The following is a 23,284-nucleotide window of genomic DNA, read 5'->3' as shown; positions in this document are numbered from 1 at the left end:
AGCAGCCGATCGAAGTTGTTCGTGACCGCGTTCCAGTTGAAGTCGTAACTATTGATGATCATAAGAACTCCAGAGGTTCTGGACGATCACTCGCCTACTTCATCTCGAGATCGCCGAGGTTCTCCGGGTCAACGACGCCGGCCTCGTCGAGCGCGCGCTGCAGCGAACCGTCCTGCTGAGCGTTCTGGATCGCGATGTTGAGTACCTGCAGCGAGCGAGGATCGATGTCCGGGCTCACGCCGTAGTTCGAGCTCACCTTGAAGATGGCGGGCTCGGGGCGCACGAGCTTCAGCGACGAGTCCTTCTCAGCAGCGTCGGCGAGGGTGGGAACGTCACCGAACGCGGCGTTCGCGCGGCCGGACTTCACGACCTCGATCGACTGCGGAATGCTCTCAGCATTTACGATCTCAACGCCGAGACCCTCGACGGTCGACTCGTAGGCCGTGCCGGTGGCGACGCCGATCTTGTCTGCCTCGATGATCTTGTCGACGGTGTCGAGACCCGAATCAGCGGGAACGATGAAGACGCCCTCGTACTCGTAGACCGAGTCGGTGAACTGGATGGCGAGTGAGCGCTCGGACGTGGCGTCGAGGTATGCGGCGACGTCGAAGCGATCCGCCTGCAGACCCGAGACCATCTTCGACCACTCAGCGGCGACCGGGGTGAACTCGACACCCATTTCTTCGGCGAGCTTTTCGAGCGGCAGAACGTTGGGGCCGCCCATCTGGCCGTCTTCTTGCTCGCCGGTCATCGGGGGAGCGGAGGCGATGCCGACGCGCAGCTCGCCCTGGCTTTGGATCTTGTCGAGCCAGGCGCCGTTCGCGGAGGCTCCTGCTTCGCCGCCACCTCCGCCGCCCTGGATACGGGCTCCGAGCCAACCGCCACCGATCGCGAGCGCGATCACAGCGACGATCGCGAGAATTACCTTGCTGGACTTTGACATCTTCGTCATCTTTCTTCTCGAGGTGGCCGTGCCGATAGCTCGGCACGGGTCATCTGGGAATTACAGCCCCGGGCGGAACCCAGGGGAGACACTTTCACTGCAGCAGTGTCTTACAATCTTCACTGTACCGGGCCAGTTGCCTCGAGAGCGAGTGAACAGGCCAGGAGTCGTGGGATCGTGTCTTTTTTGTGACCTTCGTCGAGCAGCGCTCCAGTTGAGGCATATCAGGTATGCGTGCCGGTACTTCACCGGCGCTCGCCCGACTACTTTCCTTCTGCCTTCAGCCGCTTGTACAGCTCGTTGGCAGAGACGAGGGTGTGATCGGAAAACGCGCGCATGATGACTTCGCGGTCGCGAGTGCGAAGCGCCTTCATGAGTCGTTCGTGCAGCTCGAACTCGCGGTGCGGATCTTGATGTTGCCTGCGATCTTCGGAGAGACCGATCGTCATCTGCGCGGCGGTCACGGGCCAAAGCTTGTTCAGGAGGAAATTGCCGGAAGCCTCCCAAACCGCATGGTGAAAATCCATGTGTGCATCGTGCTGCACGACCGGGTCCGCATCGAATGCTTCAGAGGAGTAGTGATCCCAGGCGTCTTCGACGATGGCGAACTTCGTTCCGGATTCGTCGGCGAGAATCGCGTCGATCGCAACCATGTCGAGAGCGTTACGCGTGACGGCCATGTCGTGTACCTCATCGCTGCGCATTTCTGCGACGCGTAGCCCCCGGTAGGGCTCTTTGACGATGAAACCTTCCTCGGCGAGGGCGTTGAGTGCTTCTCGCACCGTCGGTCGGCTGACTCCAAGCGCGGTCGACAACTGGGTCTCGGTCAGCTTCTCACCCGGGAGGAGAACGCCGGTAATGATCGAGCGACGGATCTCGATGCGAACGGCTTCTTTGCGCGAGACGGGCTTGATGCGCGTCGGGCCGAGCCTAGGGTCGTCGAACATCGAGACTCCGCGACTCGTCATCGTGTCACTCATAGTGGTAGGCCTTCCGGGACGTTCTCCAGAGGCTACCATTAGTGTCAGACAATGCACCATTCGGGGTGCACGGCAGTCGTGAAGCGGTGTCCGCTCAGCCGTGCCGTGGCGTGTGCTGCTCGGCCGCTTCGACGCGATCCTGGCCCGCGAGCGGATTCCACTGCACCCCGCTGCGCGCCTCCACCCCGGGCAGCAGGCGCTGCGTCCGGTCGTAATCTTCCATGGGATGGAAGAAGAGCGGCTTGACCGTGTCGAGCTGTGAGAGACGTGTATCGAGCGCTACCAGAGTCTCGGTCCGCTCTGCGTCGCTCATCTTCCCGGGGGCGAAGGCGGCGAATGGCGGCAGCACTTCGAAGCCGCAGTAGGCAAGCAGGCCATTCTGGATCGGCCAGAGCACGTGATGGAGGTCGCCGTCGATCCCATTCGGTTCGTAGAGCGTTCCTGCGGTCCCGGTGGTGACGCACAGCATGGCCTGCTTTCCCACGAAATGGCCCTTGCTGTACTTACGTCCCGCACTGTAGGCGAAGCCACGCGAGAGTACGCGATCCGCCCACCCCTTGAGGATCGCCGGCATCGAGAACCACCAGATCGGAAAGTGGAAGATCACCAGATCGGCTTCTGCGACCTTGCGCTGCTCTTCGGCGACATCGGCGGAATGTGACATGTCCGCGTGTGCGTGTTCCTGCTCGGCCGAGGGGTCGAAACGGTGCTCGTCAAGCCGATCGACGAATTCGTCCGGTGCAAGCGCGGCCTGCCAGTTCAACACGTAGAGGTCGCTGACCTCGACGTCGTATCCGGCGTGCTCAAGCGATGCGACGGCACGGTCTTTGAGCGCGGCCGTGAACGAGGTCGGCTCGGGGTGCGCATAGACGAGCAGAGCGTTCGGCATGCGGGGCTCCTTCGAAGTAGAGGACGTTGTAGATCAGCGTGAGAGAAAGTCGAGGATATCGCGGTTCACAGTCTCGGCGAACTCATCGAAGAATCCGTGCCGACCTTCGGGGTAGATGATCGAACGCGAGCGCGGAATACGTGCCGCGATGAGTGCGGAGTTCTCCGGCGGTGTGACGCGGTCGTCGCTTCCGTGCAGCACGAGCGTCGGAGCGACGATGGCGGGCAGCTCCTCCCACGCAGCATGCCCCTGGCTGATGCGGCGGTGGGCGCCGCGCTCGCCGGGAGACATGGTTGGATCTCCGAGCAGCGGGCTTTCGGACGGACCGTACGGCCGGCTCGGAGTGTAGAACATCGCGTGCAGCATGCGTAGACGATGTTCTGGGCTCGTGGCACCGACGCCGGAGAACTGAGCTCGTGCATCAGCATCGGGCGCAACCGCGTGAGTCCCTCCGGGTGAGGTGCAAGCGAGGACGAGGGCTTCGACGAGCTCGGGATGCCGTGCGGCCAGCATCTGCGCTACACGTCCGCCCATCGAGGCTCCGTAAACCGAAGCGGAGCGCAGGCCCAGTGCTTGCAACACATCGGCGGCGTCATCGGCAAAGCTTGCCGTGCTCCAGGGTTCGCGAGACGCGCGGTCCTCGAGAGAAGATCTGTTCGGCTCTCCGCTTCCGTCCGTCGCCCGGCTTCCGCCCGTCCCGCGGTAGTCGAACGTGACGGTCATGAAATCAGACTCGAACGCGCTGCGCAGACCGTCCCACCAACGGTGAGAGTTCGCCTGGCCGGGGAGGAGCAGGATCACCGGAGCGCCTGCCGGACCTCCCAGTTGCGCGGCCAGAGGGAAGCCATCACGAGCAACGATCTCGACAGACCGGGCAGAGCTACTGAGCATTGTCTGGGGCGGGGTCGTTGAGGTGCCCGGCCCTTCAGGTTCCGGCCCGGAAGGTCGCGCGCGTCAGCAGGTTCACGCCGCCTTCGTTCAGCGTGTCGTAGTAGGTGAAGCCGGTGCGATTCTTTCGGCGACCCGACATGAGTACAGGCAGGTCGACCGATGCTTGCGCAGCATCGGCATCATCGACTTCGAAGCCGAGCTGGAAGACGCCCTCGCCCTTGGCGTCGAGGAATGCGCGCTGCGGGCTCGGTTTCTCGCTCGGTTGACAGAGCTGCAGTTGAACGTTGCCGAGGTTGCAGACGCGGTACTTCAGCTCCTGGAAGGCCTCGGGATTCGGAACATCCAGCTCTTCGTACTCGGCGAGCGGCGGGTACTCGATCCAGGGCCCGATGCCCACCGATTCGTAGAATGCCTGCGACTTATCGATGTCATGCACGACGATGCACACGTGGTGCACCTTCTCGAACGGAGCGGACATGGTTCAGGCCTCCTTGCGGGGCATCACGTAGTTGAGTACGCGGCGGCCGCCGTCGGGGTAGATGGTTTCACCGGTGAAGTAGGAGGCGTCGTCGCTTGCGAGGAACGCGACGACCGACGCGATCTCGCTGGGCTCGCCGTAGCGCCCGAGCGGGGTGCGCATGAGGATGGCCTCGTCGCCCGCGCTGTTCACGAAGTCGCCGGCGACCATCTCGCTCATAATCGTGCCGGGGCCCACCCCGACGACACGGATGCCATGGGGTGCGAACGCGACCGCGGCCGTGCTCGTGACTTGGTTGATGCCGCCCTTCGAGATTGCGTACGGGGCGACATTCGGGTTCGCGAGCCCGGAGTTGATCGACGACATGTTGATGATGACGCCCTTCCCACCCTGTTCGATCATCTGGCGCCCCGCGGCCTGCGTGCCGAAGAAGACGCCCTTCAGATCGACGTCGAGCACACGATCGTAGGTCTCTTCCGAGACCTCGAGGAAGGGGAGGATCGGGCAGATCCCTGCATTGTTGACCATGACGTCGAGGCGGCCGAAGCGTTCGACCGCCTGTGCCACGAGCCCCTGCACGTCTGAGACCACGGCGACGTCTGCGACCACCGACAGCAATGTATCCGAGGTGCCGGTCTCGGAAGCGTGCAGCTCATCGACGGTCTGCTGCAGACGTTCGGCGTCGATATCGGAGATCACGACCTTCGCGCCCTCTGAGAGGAAGCGTTCGGCGGTAGCTCGTCCGATGCCCTTTGCGGCTCCGGTGATGACGACGACAGTGTCGGTGAACCTCATGAAATTTCCTTTCGCGGAGGTCGAATCAGTGAGAGCGCCTCGGTCAACGCAACGGCGCCCGTGACTGCGATCTTACTCTCGGCACCGGGTCGTGAGCGGGGCGAAGCGGGGTGCAGACCTGCAGCCAAAAGCAGTGCTTACGCGCCGTGAATCGAATCGCACTGCACGGCCGGAACGATCCGTCTTGCAGGCCCGAGCGGAGCCTGCAGGTTCCGACGGGGATACCATCGAGGGATGGATCTTCGACAGCTCGAGATCTTCCGCGCCGTTGCGACGTCCGGGAGTCTCAGTCGGGCGGCCGACGTGCTGCATATCGCTCAGCCCGTGCTGAGTCGGCAGGTCAAAGCACTCGAGATGACGCTCGGCACGCCCTTGTTCGTGCGCACGGGTCGCGGAATGGCGCTCACCGAGGCCGGGAACGAGCTGATGCACCAGAGCACGGGCATCATCACGGAGGTGCGTCGACTGCAGGACAGCCTGCGCTCCTTCGATGGTGTACCGCGTGGAGAAGTGGTGGTCGGCTGCGTCCCCACCGTCGGTGAGCGCATCGCCGGCCCACTCGCCGAACGGGTGATCCGCGATCTCCCTGAGGTGTCGCTGCGGCTCGTAGAGGGGTATTCAGGCCACTTGGTCAACTGGATGCATCGCGGAGACCTCGACCTCGCCGTGATCTACCGCGGCGACGAACGCCCGCACGTGCAGGTGGAGAATCTCGGCCGGGAGCCGCTCCTCGCCGTTGGAGCCGCCGACTGGTGGCCTGAGGAGCATGAGGAGATCTCCTTCGCACGTTTCGCTTCCCGTCCGGTTTCCCTGCCGAGCACCGGTCACGGTTTGCGCAGCATCATCGACTCCGCGGCCCGGAGCACTGGAGTCGAACTCGATGTCGTGCTCCAGGCCGATTCCTATCGGGTGCTGCTCGACGTCGTCGAACGCGGTCTCGCGGCGACCGTGCTCCCGGCATCTGCGATGGTGGGACGCGGCGGACGATTTTCGACAGCCAGGCTGGTCGATCCCGCTCTGGAGCGAGGGCTTGCGATCGCCCGACCCGTCGGCACCGCGCAGACCCTTGCCATCACGTCCGTGCACGAGCTCCTGCGGGCGCAGACCGTCGAGTTGCTCAGCGCGGGGTGAGACGCTGCGTACGCGGGAGGTACACCCCGCCGAGAAGTGCCTTGTCGTTGCATCGCGCGCCGCGAACGAACAACCCTGCTCATCTCGGCGTGAAGATCCGCGCCCTACTTCAGTACGAACGGGTTGCCCGTGTCGGGTTGCGTGGAGATCCACACGGACTTCGTCTGCAGGTACTCCTTGATCGCCTCTTGACCGCTTTCGCGCCCCATGCCGCTGCGCTTGTAGCCGCCGAACGGCGAGGTGAAGCTGACCGCACGGTACGTGTTCACCCACACGGTGCCGGCCTGGAGCCCGTCAGACATGCGGATCGCGCGACCGATATCGCTCGTCCAGACGCCCGCGGCGAGCCCGTAGAGGATGTCGTTTGCGATGGCGAGCGCATCCGCCTCGTCGTCGAAGGGGATCACGGAGAGCACCGGGCCGAAGATCTCCTCCTGCGCGACCCGAGAGCGGTTATCGACGTCGGTGAGGATCGTGGGCTCCACCATCTGTCCGCCGCTCGCATCGGGGCCGGTGTAGGGCTTTCCGCCGAGCGCGACCGTGGCTCCCTCCCGCTTGCCGATCTCGATGTAGTCGAGCACCTTCTGGTACTGGCCGGGGGTGGTGACCGGGCCGACCTGGGTGGTCGGTAGACGAGGGTCGCCGATCTTCGCGGTCTCCGCAACCTCCACGAGTCGTTCGACGAAGCGATCGTGAATCGAGCGCTGCACGAGCAGGCGAGACCCTGCGATGCAGGTCTGGCCCGACGCCGCGAAGATGCCGGAGATTGCGCCCATGACGGCCGCCTCGAGGTCGGCGTCTGCGAATACGATGTTCGGCGACTTTCCGCCGAGCTCGAGCGAGACCTGCTTCAGGTCTTTCGCGGCCGCCTGGTAGATCGATCCGCCGGCGACTTCGGAGCCGGTGAAGGCGACCTTCGCGATGTCGGGATGGGAGACGAGCGGTGCGCCGACGGTCTGACCGAACCCGGCAACGACGTTGAACACGCCGGGTGGAAACCCAGCCCGGTCCAAGAGTTCCGCGAACTCGAGCGTCGAGGCCGAGGTGAATTCGGAGGGCTTGACGACGACGGTGTTCCCTGCGGCTAGAGCTGCCGGGAGCTTCCAGGAGAGCAGGAGGAGCGGTGAGTTCCAGGGCGTGATCATCGCCACGACGCCGAGCGGCTCGTACTTCGTGTAGTTGAGGATGTTGGCCTTGTCGGTGGGAATGACGTGGCCTTCGATCTTGTCGGCGAGGCCGCCGTAGTAGCGGTACCACTCGGCGAGATATTTCGTCTGCCCTGACATCTCGGCGAAGAGCTTCCCGTTGTCGCGGGTTTCGGTCTCGGCGAGACGCTCCGACTCTTCCTCGATGATCTCGGCGAGCTTCACGAGCAGCTTTCCGCGGGCGGTTGCCGTCATGGCCCGCCACTCGGGCAGTGCGTCCCGGGCTGCCGCGACGGCGCGGTCGACGTCGGCGGCACTCCCGTCCGCGATCTCAGCCCACATTTCTCCGGTGTACGGGTTCGTGCTCGGAAAGTATTCGCCGTTCTCCGGTGGCGTCGGCTGCCCCGCGATGTAGTGCTCGTATCGGGTGACCATGGTGCTCTGCTCCTTCACCTCGGGTCTCCGAGCCCCAGTGCGGCACGGAAGCGGTTCTTGCTGTAGACGGCATCGCGAGACGGGAGGGATCGCGGCAGGTTCTCCGCAACGACCTTGATCACGTAGAGACGAGGCCCGTGGTTCGAGACGGGGTCGAGGGACTCGACTTCGTTCCAGTCGCGGATGACTCCGGTCTCGACGAAGCCACTCGCCCGTGCGATCGCGGCGAGGTCGATGCCCGCGCCAGTGTGGCTCACCTGCATGCCGGTCTCACCGAAGTGACCGTTGTCGATGACCACGATCGTGAGGTTCGGGGGTGCGGCAACACCGATGGTCGCGAGGCCGCCGAGGCCCATGAGCTGCTCGCCGTCACCCGTGATCACGAGCACGGGGCGGTCGGGTTGCGCTTGTGCGAGGCCGAGGCCGAGCAGCGACGCCGCGCCCATCGCGCCCCAGAGGTAGTAGTTGTCGGGGTCATCGCCGGCCGCGTGCACGTCGTAGCTCGGGGAGCCGAGTCCGGTGACGACGAGCGAATCGCGTCGCTTCGCGAGGAGGTGCTCGACGACGGGGCGGCGGTCGAGCACGCCGGGTGCTGATGTCAGAACTACCACTTCTTTGCTCCCAGGAGTCGTTGCGAGATGAGGACGGCGATCTGCTGATCGGCGTCGAACGCCATGCCGACACTGGAGTCGGTGATGGCGAGGAGATCCTCTTCGGTTTCTGCGCGGTACACCGTGACGCCGAGCGCCTCGAGTGTCTTCTGCACCGCATGACCCATGGGCATCTGCCAGGGGTTGAACTCGTGCCACTCTCCACGCATGGTGACGAGGATCAGGAGCGGCATCCGTGAGATGACTGGCAGCGAGAGCATGTTGATGCAGTTGCCGACGCCGCTTGATTGCATGAGCAGTACGCTGCGCTGGCCGCCGAGCCAGGCGCCGGCGGCGACCGCGATTCCCTCCTCCTCCGTCGTGAGCACGTTGGTGGTCACTTCAGGATCCGAAGAGAGGAGCTCGATGGTGCGCGTGTGGCCCGCATCCGGCACATAGGCCAGATGGTTCACGCCGTGTGAGCGGAGAACTTCAACCAGGCGATCCGGCCAGGGGGTAGCCGCGGAGGCCGCAGGCTCTTCCTCGGCGGCAGCCTCCTTTTCAGCCGCAGCCACATCCTCAGCGGCAATGGCCGGGGCATCTAATGCCTCGAATGTCATCGAACGGGCTCCTTCGCGTCGTCGAACACCAGATCTTCTGGTGGTGCTTGGGGATCACGCTAACCGCGATGCGGGGGCGGAGGTAGGGGCAATCTGCGATATCCGATATGCGCAGAGCAGCTATGGAGGATCGGTGCTTGCGGTGAGGCGCTTGCAGCTGGCACGGTGAGGGTTCTGATGAAACTCACGTCCAATCAATTGCAGCTGCTCGTCGCAGTGCAGCGCACCGGGAGCCTTGCCCAGGCGGCGTCGGTCCTGGGCGTGACTGCGCCTGCCATCTCCCAGCAGATTGCGAAGCTGGAACGGAGCGCGCACGCGACTCTCGTCGAGCGCAGTTCGAAGGGGACTCTGCTCACCCCGTTGGGTGCGGAACTCGCGGAACACGGGCGCCGGGTGCTTGCCGAACTCGGGGCGGCCGAGCAGTCGCTCGCGGATTCCACCGGCGCTTACCTCAATCGGTTGCGGGTCGGCGCACCACCGTCGCTGTCGCTTCGACTCTTGCCCGATCCGGTCGCGGCAGCACGATATCGAGATCCCGCTGCGAATCTGAGTGTGATCGAATCCGGCTCAGACGAGGGGATCGGGCTCGTGCTCGACGGTGAGCTCGATCTTGCGCTGGCAGCCTTCTACGGGGACTATGACGTCGAGGGCGATGTGACGCTTGAACCGCTTATCGATGAGCCGATGGTCTTGGTGCTTGCCGACGATCATCCGTTCGCCGGGGAGGCGGGTGCACCAGTCGAGCTTGCGCGACTCGCGGGCGATGACTGGGTCAGCGGGGCACCTGGCCGTCCGCTGAGGGAGCAGTTGGATCGTGTGGGTGATGAGCACGGGTTCGCACCTGAAGTGCCGTTCGTGACCGAGTCGTTCGATGTGGCGCAGTCTCTTGCCGATGTCGGGGTCGCCGTGACGCTGGTGCCGGCAACCGCGGTCGACGCTCGTCTCAGTACGGTCGTCAGACCGACCCTGCCCGCATTGACCAGGCGTATATATGCCGTCATGCCGACGCGCCTCGAACGTGTGCCCCTTCTGCCCGACTTTCTTGCGGATCTGCGGCGTGTAGCGCGAACCATGATCGGCCCCGACACCTATTCCCCATCGACCTCAGAGGAAGCCAGCCCATGACCACGATCTCTACATCCGCGACCGCGGCCAATCCGTCCGATTACGACGTTGTCGTGGTCGGGGCCGGTGTCATCGGTGCGAGTGTCGCGTTCCACCTTGCGGAGCGCGGGAAGCGAGTCATCGTGGTCGAGGCTCGGCCAGGGCATGGGGAGGGATCTACCGGGCTCTCCTTCGCTTCGGTGCGCGCGCAGTGGGCTGATCGCTTCAACGCTCGGATCTCATGGGAAAGCATTCAGCGCTGGCGCAGTTTCGAACAGGTCTACGGTATCGATGTCGGGTATCAGCCGAACGGGTACCTCCTGCTGTTCCCCGAAGCGCAGTGGGCGTCGCATCAGCCGGTGATCGAGATGCAACAGTCACTCGGGATTCCGGTTGAGGCGCTCACTCCGGAAGAGGCGCAGAGCCGCACGTCGTTCGAGACCGATGGAATCGGCGGGGCCTCCTGGGGTGCTGCAGACGGCCAAGTCGATCCGCACGGGGCTAACGGTGCATTTCTGGACCTCGCACGGGCTCGGGGTGCTGAGGTGCTCTTCAACTTCGCCGTCGATCGCATCGAGGCTCATGATGATGGCAGCTGGACCGCCAGTGCGGGCAAGCGCTCGGTACGGGCTCAGCACCTCGTCAATGCCGCGGGGGGCTGGGCAGGCGAGGTCGGCGCACTCGCCGGTTTCGAGGTTCCAATCGTGCATTCGCGCCGCAACGTGTTTTCGACCGCTGAGGGTTCGAGCGACCGTTACGTGCCCATGACCATCGACCTCGGCAGCGGCGTCTTCTTGCGCTCTGAGGGGAGTCGGGTGATCTTTGGCGCGACGAACCCGGACGAGCCGAACGGGTACAACACCCAGCTCGACTGGGAGTGGGTCGAAGGGGTGCTCATGCTCGGCTACGAACGCTTCCCCTGGCTTGCCGAGATGCCACTCGACCGCAATTCGAGCTGGGCGGGTACGTACGAGAACACCCCTGACCATCACGCCATCATCGGAGCGATCGCTGAGGCGCCGACCTGGGTCAATGCCGCCGGCTTCTCGGGACACGGCATGATGCAGGCGCCAGAGGTGGGCAGGATCGTCGCTGAGACGATCATCGACGGAGCCTCTCGCGACTACGATATCTCGTCGCTGTCGCTGGACCGCTTCCGAGGGGGCCGGGGGCCGGACGAGCAGGTCTCGCTCGTGTTCTGAGCGGGCGGAAGTGAGCCGTGAGTCAAACCTCGGCAGAGACGAGTCAAGCTTCGGCAAAGACGCCCAGGCGGTTTCCGCTCGGATCGTGGAACTCGAATCTGCGACCGCCCGGATACTCGTACGGGCCCGCGACGATCGTGCCTCCGGCCTCGGTGACGGCCGTGAGGCTCGCGTCGAGGTCGTCGGAGAAGAGCAGCACGAGCGGCCCGGTCGCGCTGGGCGTCCCTGCGGCATTGAGACCACCGACCTCGCCGACCCCGTCCGGTGATGCGATGCCCTGGTACTCGGGGCCGTAGTCGTTGAACTGCCACCCGAACGCGGCTTCGTAGAAGGCGCGGGTCGTCTCCATGTCGGTGACATCGAATTCGATGTAGCTGATGGCGTGATGGGTGGGTTCGGCCATGATGACACCTCCGGGTGCGGGGCTTCGTTGCAGGCCCGCCCAGTCTAAACCGGGCGCCGCTGAAGCGGCGGACTCAGATCTGTCTGTTGAGGCAGCGGTGCGAGATTACTCGACGTACTCTATCCGCCCGGTGATTGCGGGTACCCCGCCCGGACCGATCACGGCGAGCTCGTCGGCAAGATTTCCCTGCTCCCCGGGGGCTGCGTTTTTCCCGGCGACATGGAGCTGTTCACCGGCGAAGATCGGTGCGCGCGCTGAGAACTCGAATGCGGTGACGGATGCATGGGGTCGGGCCTGCAGAAACCCGTCCACGAGGTACGTGGCGAGCAAGGGGCCGTGCACGACGAGCCCCGGGTAGCCTTCAACGCCGGTGGCATAGGGCAGGTCGTAGTGGATGCGATGGCTGTTGAAGGTGAGCGCAGAGTACCGGAAGAGCGTGGTCTCCGTTGGACGTCGAGTGCGCACCCAGTCCCAGCCCTCCGGGAGTGGGGAATCGGGGCGCGGGGGGTGATGCGCCGAAGGGGCTGTCGGATCGGCCGCTGCCTGTTCACGGTAGACGATCGTGTGCCGATCAACGATGGCGAGCTGTCCGTCGGCCGAGATGTCGTGGCGCAGCACGACGAAGCAGAGGCGTCCGCTCGCACCCTGCTTCGGGGTGAGCGACGCGATCGTGGTGGTGCGCTCAAGCTGCTGGCCGACGATGATGGGGGAGTGGAATGTGATCTTGCTCCCCGCCCACATGCGACGCGGGAGATTGAACGGAGGCCTATCGAGCGGAGGCATGAAGTCTCCGAGCCGTGGGTGCCCGTCGGGACCCAGCTCGCTCATCGGCGCGGAAGGTGTGAACTGCAGCCAGTGGCCGAGCGGGAAGAGCATCGCCGCGTCGGCGTTGGCGTCGGCGCCGATCGAGGGGCCAGTGGGCGGATGGTCGAGTACGGCGTGCAGGCCGATCGCCGCCGAGCGCGAAGCCACGTCATTCGACTCTTCGGAGCGGCCCAGCCACGAGGAAAGGTCTGGATCAGGTGAGTGTATTGAGAGGTCCGAGGTCATATCTGCGCTCCCGATCTGCAGTCGTCTGATGCTGTGTCGCTTCCACCACTCATTATTCTATATTATATAGGAAGGCCGTTGATCGGCTCGATACCGAAAGGGAACTACGACTCATGACTCCCGACGCTGCGACTCCGACCGAGGCGCTGTCCTACCTATTCGTGCCGGCCTCTCGTCCGGACCGCTTCGAGAAGGCGCTCGGGAGCGAAGCCGATGCGGTCATCATCGACCTGGAGGATGCGGTCGCAAGCGACGATAAAGGCGCGGCACTCGAGCATCTCCTGACCGCGCTCGACGAGGGGTTGTCCCAACCCGCCCACGCACGGATCAATGCTGCAGGTTCGCCCTGGTTCGAGCGAGACCTCGCCGCTCTCTCTGCGCTCTCGGAGCACTCGCGCGCGTCACTCGCCGGGGTGCTGCTGCCAAAGGCTGAACGGGTAGACGACCTCGAACGGGTCATCGGTGCACTGCTCGGACTGGGTCACGGGGCAGCTGGTGGGGCAGGGCACCGTCCTGAAGTGATCGCGATCATCGAGAGCGCTGCCGGAGTCTCCGCGATCCGTGAGCTCGCAGGAGTTCCCGGTCTCTCTCGTTTCGCAGTGGGCGCCGCTGACCTATCGTTCGATCTGGATGTCGAGATGACCTCGAGTACCGTCGATTGGGTCTATGCCCAGTTGGTCGTCGAGTCCCGTGTGGCCGGCCTTGCGGGACCGATTGCATCGCCTCCATTTGAGATTGAGGATCGCGCGATCGTCGAGCGCGAGGCGCTCCGACTGCGTGGGCTCGGTGCGGCAGCGCAGTTGTGCATCCACCCGCGCCAGGTGTCCGCGATCCACCGGGGATTCAGTCCAAGCGCCGAACTCGTCGCCTGGGCAGAACGCGTGGTGCGCGCCGCGACTCAGACCGACGGCGCCGTGCAGGTCGACGGCCAGATGGTCGACAAGCCGGTGCGCGAACGGGCCGAGCGGGTCCTGGCTCGCGCCCGCTGATCTCGAACCCGACGCGCCTACGCGAGACCGAACTCCTGCAGTACTCGTTCCGTGTGCTCGCCGAGCGCCGGCACCGGCCCCATGGGGGCTTCTTCGCCCAGAGATACCGGGGGAAGCGCGACACGAGCACTGCCCGACGGGGTGCTGATAGTACGCCAGCGATCCCTCGCCGCCAGCTGCGGGTGGGCCGAGAAATCGTGCATCGTGCGCATCTGCGCGTTCGCGATACCGACCTCGTCAAGCAGCACCTGCAACTCCGCAACAGTGCGTCTGCGCACGTGTTCCCCGATGACCTGATCAAGGCGCTCCCGGTGCGCGACGCGCAAAGAGTTCGACCGGAACTCCTCGTCGCTGACCAGCTCCGGGCGTTCCAGTACGCGTTCGCAGAAGAGCGCCCATTCGCGCTCGTTCTGCAACCCCAGAAACAGTGTGCCGTCGGCCGCTGCGAACGGGCCGTACGGGGCGATACTCGCGTGCGCGGCCCCGGAACGCTTCGGAGCATTACCGGAGTACTCCGCATAGAGGTAGGTCTGTTGCATCCACTCGCCAAGCGCTTCCAGCATGCTGACCTCCACACGCGTGCCGACCCCGGTGCGGCAACGCTGCAGCAGCGCCGCGAGCGTGCCCGAGTAGGCGTACATGCCCGCGGCGATATCAGCGATCGAGACGCCGACCTTCGCGGGCTGTTCCTCGGACCCGGTGAGTGAGAGCAGCCCGGCCTCGCACTGAATGATGAGGTCGTAGGCCTTCTTGCGCGCATACGGACCGCCGCGACCGAAACCAGAGATCGAGACCGTGATGAGTTCGGGGTTGATCTCACGCAACGCGTCATCGGTGAAGCCGAGCCGCTCCACCGCGCCCGGTGCGAGGTTCTCGACGAACACGTCCGCCCGGGCGAGCAGCGCTCTAAGAGCCTCACGCCCCTCAGGGGCCTTCAGATCGAGGACCACCGACTCTTTACCCCGGTTGAGCCAGACGAAATAGCTCGCTTCACCTCCGACAGTCGTGTCATAGGCGCGCGCAAAGTCACCGGCCTCTCGCTCGATCTTGATCACTCTGGCACCGAGATCGGCGAGCTGCCGCGTCGCGAACGGGGCCGCGACCGCCTGTTCGATCGAGACGACAGTGATGCCTTCGAGGGGGCGCACGGTCACAGCCCTCCGCGCGACACGAGCTGTGAAGCGATCACATTGCGCTGAATCTCGTTCGTCCCCTCGCCCACGATCATGAGCGGAGCATCGCGGAAGTACCGCTCGATGTCGAACTCGGTCGAGTAACCGTAGCCGCCATGAATGCGCACCGCGTCGAGTGCGATCTCCATCGCGGTCTCCGAGGCGAAGAGCTTCGCCATGCCGGCCTCCATGTCGGCGCGCTCTCCGCTGTCGTACTTCTCTGCGGCGAAGCGAGTGAGCTGGCGTGCAGCGGTGAGCTTCGTCGCCATGTTCGCCAGGTGGTGGCCGATGGCCTGGTGCTTCCAGATCGGCTGCCCGAACGACTCGCGCTCCTGCGCATAGCGCAGAGAATCCTCAAGCGCGGCAGACGCGACCCCCAGCGCACGGGCCGCGACATTGATGCGTCCGGTTTCCAGTCCGCGCATCATCTGCCGGAAGCCGGCCCCGGCCTCGCCCCCGAGAATCTGCGAGCGGGGTGTGCGATAGTCGACAAACGAGAGCTCGCACGTCTCGACGCCCTTATATCCCAGCTTCGGGAGATCCTTCGAGACCTCGAAACCCTCACCCGGCTCGACCAGCACGATCGAGATACCGCGGTGACGCGGCTGCGCACTCGGATCCGTCTTGCACATCAGCGCGACGAGGCCGGAACGCCGCGCGTTCGTGATCCACATCTTCGATCCGTTGATCACCAGATCGTCTCCGTCGGTCTTCGCGACGGTGCGCATCGCCTGCAGATCAGATCCGCCGCCCGGTTCAGTGAGCGCCATCGTCGCACGCAGCTCACCGGTCGCCATCCGCGGCAGATATGCCTGCTTCTGCTCCTCGGTACCGAACTCGGTCAGCAGCTTGGCGACGACCGTGTGGCCGCCCATGGCCCCAGCGAGGGTCATCCACCCGCGCGAGAGTTCCTCGGTGACTTGCGCGTAACAGGGCATCGAGACCGGGATCCCACCGTACTCCTCGGGCACCGCAAGCCCGTAGATGCCCATCTCCTTCATCTGCTCGATCCACTGTTCCGGATACTCGTTCTGATGCTCGACCTCGCGCACCGTCGGTTTGACCTCTCGGTCGATGAACGCGCGAACAGTATCGACCAGGAAAGACTCTTCTTCATTGAGGTGGGGCATCGGTGCTTCCTTGCTTGGTGTTCTGCTAGGCGTTCCGCTCGGGTTCCTGCCGAGCTACGCGGATCCGGATATAAATATATAATATAGAAAATTGAATGTCGAGGTAGAGTGAGAGTCGAGACCCGAGAAGCGCATGAAGCGCAGTCGACCGCGCCATTCAGTGCCCCTTTGTGTATGTGAGTTCTACTCATCCACTCCGAGCTCGATCGCCCGGCTTTCTGAATCACGGAGGTACGCGTCGAGTGCGTCGGCTGCCCGGTCGCTCTCGCCGGCACGCAGCAGCTCGACGATGCGGAAGTGCTCGTCGCGGAACGATTGGTACACCGATACCTCGTAGTGCGCGTAGGCGAGCCGCATTTGCGCGAGAATCCGCGACATCATCCGGCTGAGCAGTTCGCTTCCCGCCTGTTCGACGAGTCGGCGATGGAACGCCTGATTCGCCTCGGCGAGCGATGCAGCGTCGGTGGGATCCGCGCCCCGTGCCGTTGCTTCGAGTGCATCAAGCACGTCCGTTTCGAAGGCGATGGTGCGGATCACCCCCGGTTCGATGACTCGGCGTACGCGGTAGATCTCCAGGAGATCCTCTCGCGAAGGACTCGCGACGAACACGCCACGGTTCGGTTCGTGCCGGGCCAGACCCTCTTCCTCGAGAAGCTGGAGCCCTGCCCGCAATGTATGTCGGGAGACGCCCATCGCCTCGGAGATCGCCACTTCAGGGAGCTTCACGCCCGGAGGGATCGCGCCGGCCGAGATCTCCCTGCGCAGTGACTGCGCCACCTGCTCTGGGACGAAGGCGTGCGTTTTGCTGTCTAACCGGGGGAGTGCGGCGAGGAAGGTCGGCCGAACTCCTGGTACGGGTGGTCGATCGTGGCTAGTCGATCCGGCCAAGAGCCTCTCCCGACGAGAGCGTCTGACCGAGATCCAACGCAGCACGTGCGAAGGTGCCCGCGCGGTGCGCGACGACATTGGTCTCCATCTTCATGGCCTCGATGACTGCGATCGGAGTGCCGTCTTCAACCGAGTCACCGTCCTCGACAAGCCATTTGGTGAGGGCGCCGGTCACCGGTGCTGTCACAGCATGCTCGTCGTCTACGACCCGTGCGTCGGCAGGGTTTCCCGGAGCTGAGCCACCCGTCATGCCTGAGGCCATCGCTCCGAGCACGGCTTCGGGAAGCCCGAGCTGTACCGAGCGGCCATCGACCTCGATCATGAACCGACGGACCCCGTCTTCGCGTGATCGAACGGCCTGCGCCAGGTACTCGGAGGTCTCGAGTTCGGTAGTGAACTCCGTCTCGATCCAGCGGGTGTGCACCCGAAAGGACTCGGGCCCGTCGGCAGCAATGAAATCGGGATTCTCGAGCACTTCGCGATGGAACGGCAGCGGCGTCGGGATGCCCTCCACGCGCATCTCGGCGAGGGCGGTACGGGCCCGTCGCAGCGTGGTGGCACGATCGGGGCCGGTGACGATGATCTTCGCGAACATCGAGTCGAACGCGCCCGAGATGGTATCGCCGCTGCGGATGCCGGAGTCGACGCGCACGCCGGGGCCGGTCGGAGGTTGGAAGGTGTCGATCGTGCCCGGTACGGGCACGAATCCGAGCGCGGGATCCTCAGCATTAAAGCGAAACTCGATCGAGTGCGCGCGCGGTTCGGGCGTCGTGCGTACCCTCAGCGCCTCACCCTCGGCGATCCGCAGCTGTTCAGCCACGATGTCGATGCCGGTCGTCTCCTCGGTCACCGGGTGCTCGACCTGCAACCGCGTGTTGACCTCCAGGAAGCTCAGTGTGCCGTCGGGGCTCAGGAGGTACTCGACTGTCGCAGCACCGACGTAGTCGGCGGCGGCGCAGATCGCGCTCGCAGACTCGATGATTCGCCGACGCAGTTCCGGATCGAGGAACGGCGCCGGAGATTCTTCGACGAGCTTCTGATTGCGCCGTTGCAGCGAGCAGTCGCGCGTGCCGATGACGACGACGTTGCCGTGAGTATCCGCGAGTACCTGCGCCTCAATGTGTCTCGGCCGGTCGAGGAATCGCTCGATGAAGCACTCGCCGCGACCGAACGCGGCGACCGCCTCGCTCGTCGCGGAGGCGAAGGCATCATCGATCTCGTCGATCTGACGCACCACCCGGATGCCGCGACCGCCGCCACCGTGCGCAGCCTTGATGGCAATCGGGAGGCCATGCTGCTCTGCGAAGGCGTGGATCTCGTTGGGAGAGTCGACCGGGCCGTCGCTGCCGGGCGCGAGTGGCGCGCCGACCTGCAGAGCGATGGCGCGCGCTGACACCTTGTCGCCGAGGCGCTCGATGGTGTCGGGGCTGGGGCCGATCCAGACGAGCCCTGCGGCAAGTACGGCGCGAGCGAAATCGGCGTTCTCGGCGAGGAAGCCGTATCCCGGGTGCACCGCGTCTGCTCGGGTATTCCGCGCGGCGGCGAGCAGCTTGGCCTGATCGAGATAGGTCTCCGCCGCGGTCGCCCCGTGCAGGGGCACTGCGGTGTCTGCAAGACCGGTGTGGAAGGCCTCGAGGTCTTGGTCGGCGTACACGGCGACGGTGTCGTAGCCGTGTTCCCGGGCGCTGCGGATGATACGCGCCGCAATCTCTCCGCGATTTGCGATGAGGATCCTCTTCACGAGTCCTGTCCTTCCGGTTCGGCGAGTGGAGTGAGTGTGTCGGCGGAGACCGCCGAGAATCTGACGGCGTCGCCCGGGGCGAGCTGAGCGGCGCGAGGCAGATCACTCGCGAGCACGACCGCAATGATCGGGTAGCCGCCCGTGATGCCCTGGTCGTTGACGAGAAGCACGGGGGTACCTGACGGGGGGATCTGCACCGACCCGAGCGCCATGCCTTCGCTCAGGAGTTCACCCTCGCGGGCGCGTTCAAGCGGACGAGCGTCGGCGTTTTGCGGATCAACGTCGAGACGGATGCCGATGCGGTTCGACGCCGGAGTGACGATCCATCGCTGTCTGAGGAAGCGCTGCTGCTCCGCCTGCGAGAACCAGTCGTCTCGCGGGCCGAACACGACCCGCAGCACTACGGAGCCTTCGGCATCGGTCACCGATGGTGCGGTGCGGTGCGGTGCTGGCGGCGCGACCGCGGCGACCTGAGCGGAACCGACTCGCAGCACGTCTCCGACGGCAACCGGGGGCGGGCCGACCTTGATGTGCGTGTCTGTCGAGGCGCTGCCGAGCGCTGTCGGGGCGTTGATGCCCCCGCGCACGGCAACCACACTGCGCGCCCCGGAGCTCGGGGCGCCGATGCTGATCGTCTCGCCGGGCAGGAGAACCGCGGGATCCCCGAGACGTACGGTGCGAGCGGTCACTCCAGTGGCATCGCTGGCACCAGTGGCTGCGACCCCGTCACCGTCGCCGCTGATCGAGATTTCGACTTCCGCGCCGGTGACTGCGACGACCGAGGGGCGCAGCGCACGCATGCGGAGACCGCCGAACAGAACTTCCAGAATCGGGGCTCCCGCGGCATTGCCCACGGCGTGGTTCGCCTCTCGAACCGCGGCACGGTCCATCGCGCCGGCAGGCCCAGCACCGAGCGCGGCCGTGCCCTCGCGGCCGAGATCTTCGATGAGGGTCTGCAGGCCGGTCCCGAGCACCTCAAAGGTCGCGAGGCCTTCTGCGTGTTCCGACAGAGCGTTCGATCCGCCTGCTGCAGCCGCGGCCGCAGTAGTAGCAGCAGTAGCAGTAGGGGCTGCTATCGCTGCCGGACGCACCGGCCGGTAAGTCACCGTGTCCCAGGGCTGCACGAGCGCAGGCGATTCGCGATCGAGGCTCCACATCTCGGCGTCGGTGCGGCCGATGAGCTGCCAACCGCCGGGCGCGAGACGCGGGTAGACCCCTGAGAACTCGCCCGCCAGAGCAACGGAGCCGCCTGGAACCGCGGTTCGGGGCGAGGTCCGGCGCGGCATCTGGAACTGTTCGCCGGGTGCGACGCAGTAGGTGAAGCCAGCGAACCCGGGAAAGGCGCCCATCCAGGTGCGACTACTGTGCCACTCGATGAGGGCTTCCGTGCTCATTCCGAGGAATTCCGCTGCGTCAGCCAGGTCGGGTCCGTCGTAGGCGACGTCGATGACGATTTCGTTTGCGGTCCTTGCGTCGCGCCTGGCAAAATCCATGTCTGCCAGGGAGTGCTGCGCACGAGCCGCCAGGGTATGGCCGCTCATGCGCAGCAGCACGGTGCGGGCTCCTGAGATGGCGTCGAGCTGGCCGGAGAGTGGATGCTCGATGAGATGTCCGTGCGCCGACATCGCGGCTTCGAGCGAGTCGAATTCGAGGAGCAGGCTGCGGTCGCCGGCCCACTGCACGCGCCGAGCTCTCATGCGAAGCTGCGGATTTCAACGCCGGCGCGCTCGAGGGCCGAGCGTACTTCGCGAGCCATCTCGATGGCTCCGGCGGTGTCGCCGTGCACGCAAATGCTCTCGGCCTCCAGATCGACGACGGTGCCGTCGAGCGAGATCAAGCGGCCCTCTTCCGCGAAGCGGAGCATATTGTCGACGACGCGCGTGGTGTCGTGGAGCACGGCCTCCGGGTGCGATCGAGGCACGAGGTTGCCGTTCGGCAGGTAGTTGCGGTCGGCGAAGGCTTCGAGCACCACGCGCAGGCCCAAGTCTCTGGCGTAGTCGACGGCCACCGAGTTGGGCATGAGCAGCAGTGCCAGGTCTGGATCGTAGGCCGCGACTGCGTCGACGACGGCCCGAGCCTGCACTTCGTCGTGAACGACGGCGTGGCCGAGTGCACCGTGCGGCTTCACGTAGCGGATGTGTGTTCCGGCAAGTCGAGCCATGCCGGCGAGTGCTCCGATCTGGTACACGGTTTCTGCGTACAGATCTTCTCGGGAGTAGGCGATGAATCTGCGCCCGAACCCTGCGAGGTCGCGGTAGCCGATATGTACGCCGACGCTGATACCGCGTTCTGCGGAGATCGCGAGGGCTCGCTGCATGGTGACGGGGTCGCCGCCGTGGAAGCCGCAGGCGATGTTCGCGCTCGAGACGGAGGCGAGAATTCCGGCGTCGTCGCCGAGTTGCCAGTTGCCGAATGACTCAGCGACGTCGCTGTTCAGGTCGATGGAGGGGAAGCTCTTGAGTGTGGACACAGTGCGATTATGACCCGGGAGGTTGGATTGTGCAACAATCTGGAAAGGGTTGAGGCGGGAAATCGCGGGCGAGTTCGCTTATGGACAGGGCGACCTCGCTAACTACTCAGGCGACACCGGATCAGGCAGGCGGCACCTCTCACCACCCAGTCGGCACTGCGTATTCCTTGACCAGGTCATGGTGCTCACGGGACTGCGTTGTCGGATCCCTAGAATGGAGCGGTACAGTTCCGAGATTCCCGACCCCGTATGGAGTCGGGTGCGCGCGGCAGGTGGAGGACCAATGCAGCGACGTCAGCTCAGCGACGAAGTCGCGGCCTATCTGCGGCAGTCGATCATGGCCGGTGAGCTCGCACCGGGGGCGTCCGTGAAGGCGGAGGCCGTCGGGGAGAAGCTCGACGTCTCTGCGACCCCCGTGCGTGAGGCGCTGCACGCGCTGAGGGCCGAAGGGTTCTTGGATCTCGTTCCTCGGCGCGGCTTCACAGTGCGTCCGCTTACCGCTGCCGATATTCGTGACATCTTCGAGGCGCACGCACTGATCGCGGGCGAGCTTGCAGCTCGCACCGCCGAGCGCATTACTGATGAGCAGGTTGCACGACTTCAGCGGAATCAAGACGAGCTCATGCGCGCCGCGCAGCAGCGGGATCACGTCCTACTCGAACAGCTGAACGACGACTTCCACCGTCAGGTCTACGCAGCCTCCGGATCGGAGCGGCTGCGTTGGGCGCTCGGCGGGTTCGTGAAGTACGTGCCGAGCGCCTTCTACGCGGAGATCGATGGCTGGCCCGAGACTACGGCTCGGGACCACTCCGCGGTCTTCCAAGCAGTGATCGCCCGAGAGCCTGCTTCGGCTCGATCGGCGATGTCGCAGCACATCCGCAATGCGGGGGAGCAGCTCGCGCAGCACTTCGATCGTCGGCAAGCGGAGTGACCCTTCCGCACTCTACGGAACTGCGTAGGGAGTCGGGTCGATTTCAGGTGTGGCGCCGTCGAGCAGATCGGCGAGAAGTTCGGCCGATCCAGCGGCCTGAGTCCAGCCGAGATGGCTGTGACCGCTGTTGATCAGCAGACCTGGCACTTTGGTCGCCCCGATATAGGGATTGCTGTGCGGCGTCGAGGGGCGCCAACCGGAATGGTGCACGGCGCGGTCCCAATCAAGAGCGCCGGGGAGCAGCTTCGCGGCGACGTCGCGGATCGAGGTGTAGTTCTCCGCCGACTGGGAGGTATCGTAGCCGGCGAACTCGGCGGTAGACGAGAACCGCATGCCATTGACGACGCGGGAGAACGCCACGTGGGCGCGTTCGTCGACACCGCCGATTCGGGGGAGCTGAGCACCTTCGACCGCGGGTACGGTGATCGCGTACCCCTTCGCGGGGAGGATCGGGAGCCGAATGCCTACCTCGCGCGCGAGTTCCCGAGTGCGTGCCCCGGCAGCGAGCACGACCGCATCCGCGCTGACATCGCCTGAGCCGGTGCGTACGCCGGTCACTCGGCCCGCGCGGCGGATGATTCCGAGCACCGGCGTGGAGAGGCGCACATCGACGCTGTAGCGAGCTACCGCCTCAGTGAGCAGCGCACGTGAGAACGCCTCGGAATCCCCGTGCGCAGCTCCGGGGGTATAGAGCACGCCGACACTCTCGCCCTGCTCGGTGACGAGCGATCCATAGGCCGGGTCGCGCCGTGCGAACTCCGTTCCGGGTACGGCTTCGTAGTGTTCACCGAGCTCGGCGAGGCCAGCCCGGTCGTGCGCCAGGCGTTCGAGATGCGCGGAATCGCTGCCGATGAACGCCATGCCGGTGTGTTCGAACGCGACGTCCTGACCGAGGTCCGCAATGATTCGTTCGAGCTCGAGCAGGCTGTAGGCGCTCAGGGCATGCGCATGCCTGATGTTGCGTGCGACACGTGACGGGAAGCATTCGCGAAGGAACCGAAGGCCCCACGGAATTAGGCCGAGACCTGCGCCCGGACGCACCTTGATGAACCCCGCCTTGCTCGGGATCAGTGCCCGCGCGAGCAGACCGACCGCAGCCGGACTGGCCCAGACGACCGAGTCGCCTGGCACCAACATTCCGGCATTCGAGGCCGTTGCCTCTGTCGCGACCTCCTCTGCGCGCTCGAAGAGTGCAACATCGTGACCACGCTGCGACAGTGTCCAGGCTGTGGTGATGCCGACCACTCCGCCGCCGACGACGATGACGCGCATGTTGTTCCTTCCTTGTTCCAGTGCTCGGAATATGG

At 65.0% G+C, this 23,284-nt stretch carries 23 protein-coding genes; 5 read left to right on the top strand and 18 right to left on the bottom strand.

The genetic code is table 11. The features are described 5' to 3' along the window. Window positions 1–94: 94 nt before the first annotated feature. The 6 genes from ACUYV6_RS12745 to ACUYV6_RS12720 form a co-directional block, all read right to left on the bottom strand. Window positions 95–952, bottom strand: a complete 858-nt coding sequence (locus ACUYV6_RS12745; RefSeq protein WP_449279047.1) for a substrate-binding periplasmic protein — start codon at window positions 950–952, stop codon at window positions 95–97. A 254-nt stretch (window positions 953–1,206) separates the two neighbouring features. Then, entirely contained in the window at window positions 1,207–1,923 is a 717-nt protein-coding gene (locus ACUYV6_RS12740) for a GntR family transcriptional regulator (protein WP_449279046.1), read from the bottom strand. A gap of 94 nt (window positions 1,924–2,017) precedes the next feature. Next, window positions 2,018–2,812, bottom strand: coding sequence for an NAD(P)H-dependent oxidoreductase (locus tag ACUYV6_RS12735; protein ID WP_449279045.1), 795 nt, complete (start codon window positions 2,810–2,812; stop codon window positions 2,018–2,020). Between the two features lie 33 nt (window positions 2,813–2,845). Further along, window positions 2,846–3,703 carry an alpha/beta fold hydrolase gene (locus tag ACUYV6_RS12730; protein ID WP_449279044.1) on the bottom strand — a complete coding sequence of 286 codons (858 nt, stop codon included), beginning with the start codon at window positions 3,701–3,703 and terminating at the stop codon, window positions 2,846–2,848. Window positions 3,704–3,737: 34 nt separating this feature from the next. Further along, window positions 3,738–4,181, bottom strand: a complete 444-nt coding sequence (locus ACUYV6_RS12725; RefSeq protein ID WP_449279043.1) for a VOC family protein — start codon at window positions 4,179–4,181, stop codon at window positions 3,738–3,740. Window positions 4,182–4,184: 3 nt separating this feature from the next. Continuing rightward, entirely contained in the window at window positions 4,185–4,976 is a 792-nt protein-coding gene (locus tag ACUYV6_RS12720; protein ID WP_449279042.1) for an SDR family NAD(P)-dependent oxidoreductase, read from the bottom strand. Between the two features lie 234 nt (window positions 4,977–5,210). Here ACUYV6_RS12720 and ACUYV6_RS12715 point away from each other — a divergent pair, with 234 nt between their 5' ends. Further along, window positions 5,211–6,107 carry a LysR family transcriptional regulator gene (locus tag ACUYV6_RS12715; RefSeq protein ID WP_449279041.1) on the top strand — a complete coding sequence of 299 codons (897 nt, stop codon included), beginning with the start codon at window positions 5,211–5,213 and terminating at the stop codon, window positions 6,105–6,107. A gap of 104 nt (window positions 6,108–6,211) precedes the next feature. Here the strand turns inward: ACUYV6_RS12715 and ACUYV6_RS12710 are convergent, their stop codons facing one another. The 3 genes from ACUYV6_RS12710 to ACUYV6_RS12700 are packed head-to-tail and all read right to left on the bottom strand — an operon-like array spanning window position 6,212 to window position 8,897. Continuing rightward, complete coding sequence (locus ACUYV6_RS12710; RefSeq protein ID WP_449279040.1) at window positions 6,212–7,705, bottom strand: aldehyde dehydrogenase; 1,494 nt, start codon at window positions 7,703–7,705, stop codon at window positions 6,212–6,214. Continuing rightward, window positions 7,702–8,298: a thiamine pyrophosphate-dependent enzyme gene (locus tag ACUYV6_RS12705; protein WP_449279039.1), complete on the bottom strand. Its 597-nt coding sequence runs from the start codon at window positions 8,296–8,298 to the stop codon at window positions 7,702–7,704. The genes ACUYV6_RS12710 and ACUYV6_RS12705 overlap by 4 nt, the downstream gene beginning before the upstream one ends. Next, window positions 8,292–8,897, bottom strand: coding sequence for a thiamine pyrophosphate-binding protein (locus ACUYV6_RS12700; RefSeq protein ID WP_449279038.1), 606 nt, complete (start codon window positions 8,895–8,897; stop codon window positions 8,292–8,294). The genes ACUYV6_RS12705 and ACUYV6_RS12700 overlap by 7 nt, the downstream gene beginning before the upstream one ends. Before the next feature lie 177 nt (window positions 8,898–9,074). Here ACUYV6_RS12700 and ACUYV6_RS12695 point away from each other — a divergent pair, with 177 nt between their 5' ends. After that, window positions 9,075–10,022, top strand: coding sequence for a LysR family transcriptional regulator (locus tag ACUYV6_RS12695; protein WP_449279037.1), 948 nt, complete (start codon window positions 9,075–9,077; stop codon window positions 10,020–10,022). Beyond that, window positions 10,019–11,203, top strand: coding sequence for an NAD(P)/FAD-dependent oxidoreductase (locus tag ACUYV6_RS12690; protein ID WP_449279036.1), 1,185 nt, complete (start codon window positions 10,019–10,021; stop codon window positions 11,201–11,203). The genes ACUYV6_RS12695 and ACUYV6_RS12690 overlap by 4 nt, the downstream gene beginning before the upstream one ends. 43 nt (window positions 11,204–11,246) lie before the next feature. Here ACUYV6_RS12690 and ACUYV6_RS12685 read toward each other — a convergent pair whose 3' ends face one another. Together ACUYV6_RS12685 and ACUYV6_RS12680 are read right to left on the bottom strand one after the other, a co-directional pair. Next, window positions 11,247–11,606, bottom strand: a complete 360-nt coding sequence (locus tag ACUYV6_RS12685) for a VOC family protein (protein ID WP_449279035.1) — start codon at window positions 11,604–11,606, stop codon at window positions 11,247–11,249. Between the two features lie 105 nt (window positions 11,607–11,711). After that, window positions 11,712–12,578 (bottom strand): FAS1-like dehydratase domain-containing protein, encoded by an 867-nt coding sequence (locus ACUYV6_RS12680; RefSeq protein ID WP_449279034.1) that lies wholly within the window; start codon window positions 12,576–12,578, stop codon window positions 11,712–11,714. A 191-nt stretch (window positions 12,579–12,769) separates the two neighbouring features. Here ACUYV6_RS12680 and ACUYV6_RS12675 point away from each other — a divergent pair, with 191 nt between their 5' ends. After that, window positions 12,770–13,645 (top strand): HpcH/HpaI aldolase/citrate lyase family protein, encoded by an 876-nt coding sequence (locus ACUYV6_RS12675; RefSeq protein WP_449279033.1) that lies wholly within the window; start codon window positions 12,770–12,772, stop codon window positions 13,643–13,645. A 17-nt stretch (window positions 13,646–13,662) separates the two neighbouring features. Here the strand turns inward: ACUYV6_RS12675 and ACUYV6_RS12670 are convergent, their stop codons facing one another. The 6 genes from ACUYV6_RS12670 to ACUYV6_RS12645 all read right to left on the bottom strand — a co-directional run bounded on the left by ACUYV6_RS12670 (window position 13,663) and on the right by ACUYV6_RS12645 (window position 21,046). After that, a complete protein-coding gene (locus ACUYV6_RS12670; protein ID WP_449279032.1) occupies window positions 13,663–14,799 on the bottom strand; it encodes a CaiB/BaiF CoA transferase family protein in 1,137 nt (378 codons plus the stop codon). Next, the gene (locus ACUYV6_RS12665; RefSeq protein ID WP_449279031.1) at window positions 14,796–15,947 is read right to left on the bottom strand and encodes an acyl-CoA dehydrogenase family protein; all 1,152 of its coding nucleotides are present in this window, start codon (window positions 15,945–15,947) and stop codon (window positions 14,796–14,798) included. The genes ACUYV6_RS12670 and ACUYV6_RS12665 overlap by 4 nt, the downstream gene beginning before the upstream one ends. A 183-nt stretch (window positions 15,948–16,130) precedes the next feature. Further along, complete coding sequence (locus tag ACUYV6_RS12660) at window positions 16,131–16,724, bottom strand: GntR family transcriptional regulator (RefSeq protein WP_449279030.1); 594 nt, start codon at window positions 16,722–16,724, stop codon at window positions 16,131–16,133. A 94-nt stretch (window positions 16,725–16,818) separates the two neighbouring features. Continuing rightward, the gene (locus ACUYV6_RS12655; protein WP_449279029.1) at window positions 16,819–18,576 is read right to left on the bottom strand and encodes an acetyl/propionyl/methylcrotonyl-CoA carboxylase subunit alpha; all 1,758 of its coding nucleotides are present in this window, start codon (window positions 18,574–18,576) and stop codon (window positions 16,819–16,821) included. Beyond that, the gene (locus ACUYV6_RS12650) at window positions 18,573–20,273 is read right to left on the bottom strand and encodes a 5-oxoprolinase subunit B/C family protein (protein ID WP_449279028.1); all 1,701 of its coding nucleotides are present in this window, start codon (window positions 20,271–20,273) and stop codon (window positions 18,573–18,575) included. The genes ACUYV6_RS12655 and ACUYV6_RS12650 overlap by 4 nt, the downstream gene beginning before the upstream one ends. Beyond that, window positions 20,270–21,046: a LamB/YcsF family protein gene (locus ACUYV6_RS12645; RefSeq protein ID WP_449279027.1), complete on the bottom strand. Its 777-nt coding sequence runs from the start codon at window positions 21,044–21,046 to the stop codon at window positions 20,270–20,272. The genes ACUYV6_RS12650 and ACUYV6_RS12645 overlap by 4 nt, the downstream gene beginning before the upstream one ends. 214 nt (window positions 21,047–21,260) lie before the next feature. On the opposite strand from ACUYV6_RS12645, the gene ACUYV6_RS12640 reads away from it, so the two are divergent. After that, window positions 21,261–21,977 carry a GntR family transcriptional regulator gene (locus ACUYV6_RS12640; protein WP_449279026.1) on the top strand — a complete coding sequence of 239 codons (717 nt, stop codon included), beginning with the start codon at window positions 21,261–21,263 and terminating at the stop codon, window positions 21,975–21,977. A gap of 12 nt (window positions 21,978–21,989) precedes the next feature. On the opposite strand, the gene ACUYV6_RS12635 is transcribed toward ACUYV6_RS12640, so the two are convergent. After that, the gene (locus ACUYV6_RS12635; protein WP_449279025.1) at window positions 21,990–23,249 is read right to left on the bottom strand and encodes an FAD-dependent oxidoreductase; all 1,260 of its coding nucleotides are present in this window, start codon (window positions 23,247–23,249) and stop codon (window positions 21,990–21,992) included. Between the last annotated feature and the right edge of the window lie 35 nt (window positions 23,250–23,284).

This window comes from Leucobacter sp. GX24907 (assembly GCF_053567335.1).
This window is presented reverse-complemented; position numbering and strand designations above follow the sequence as displayed.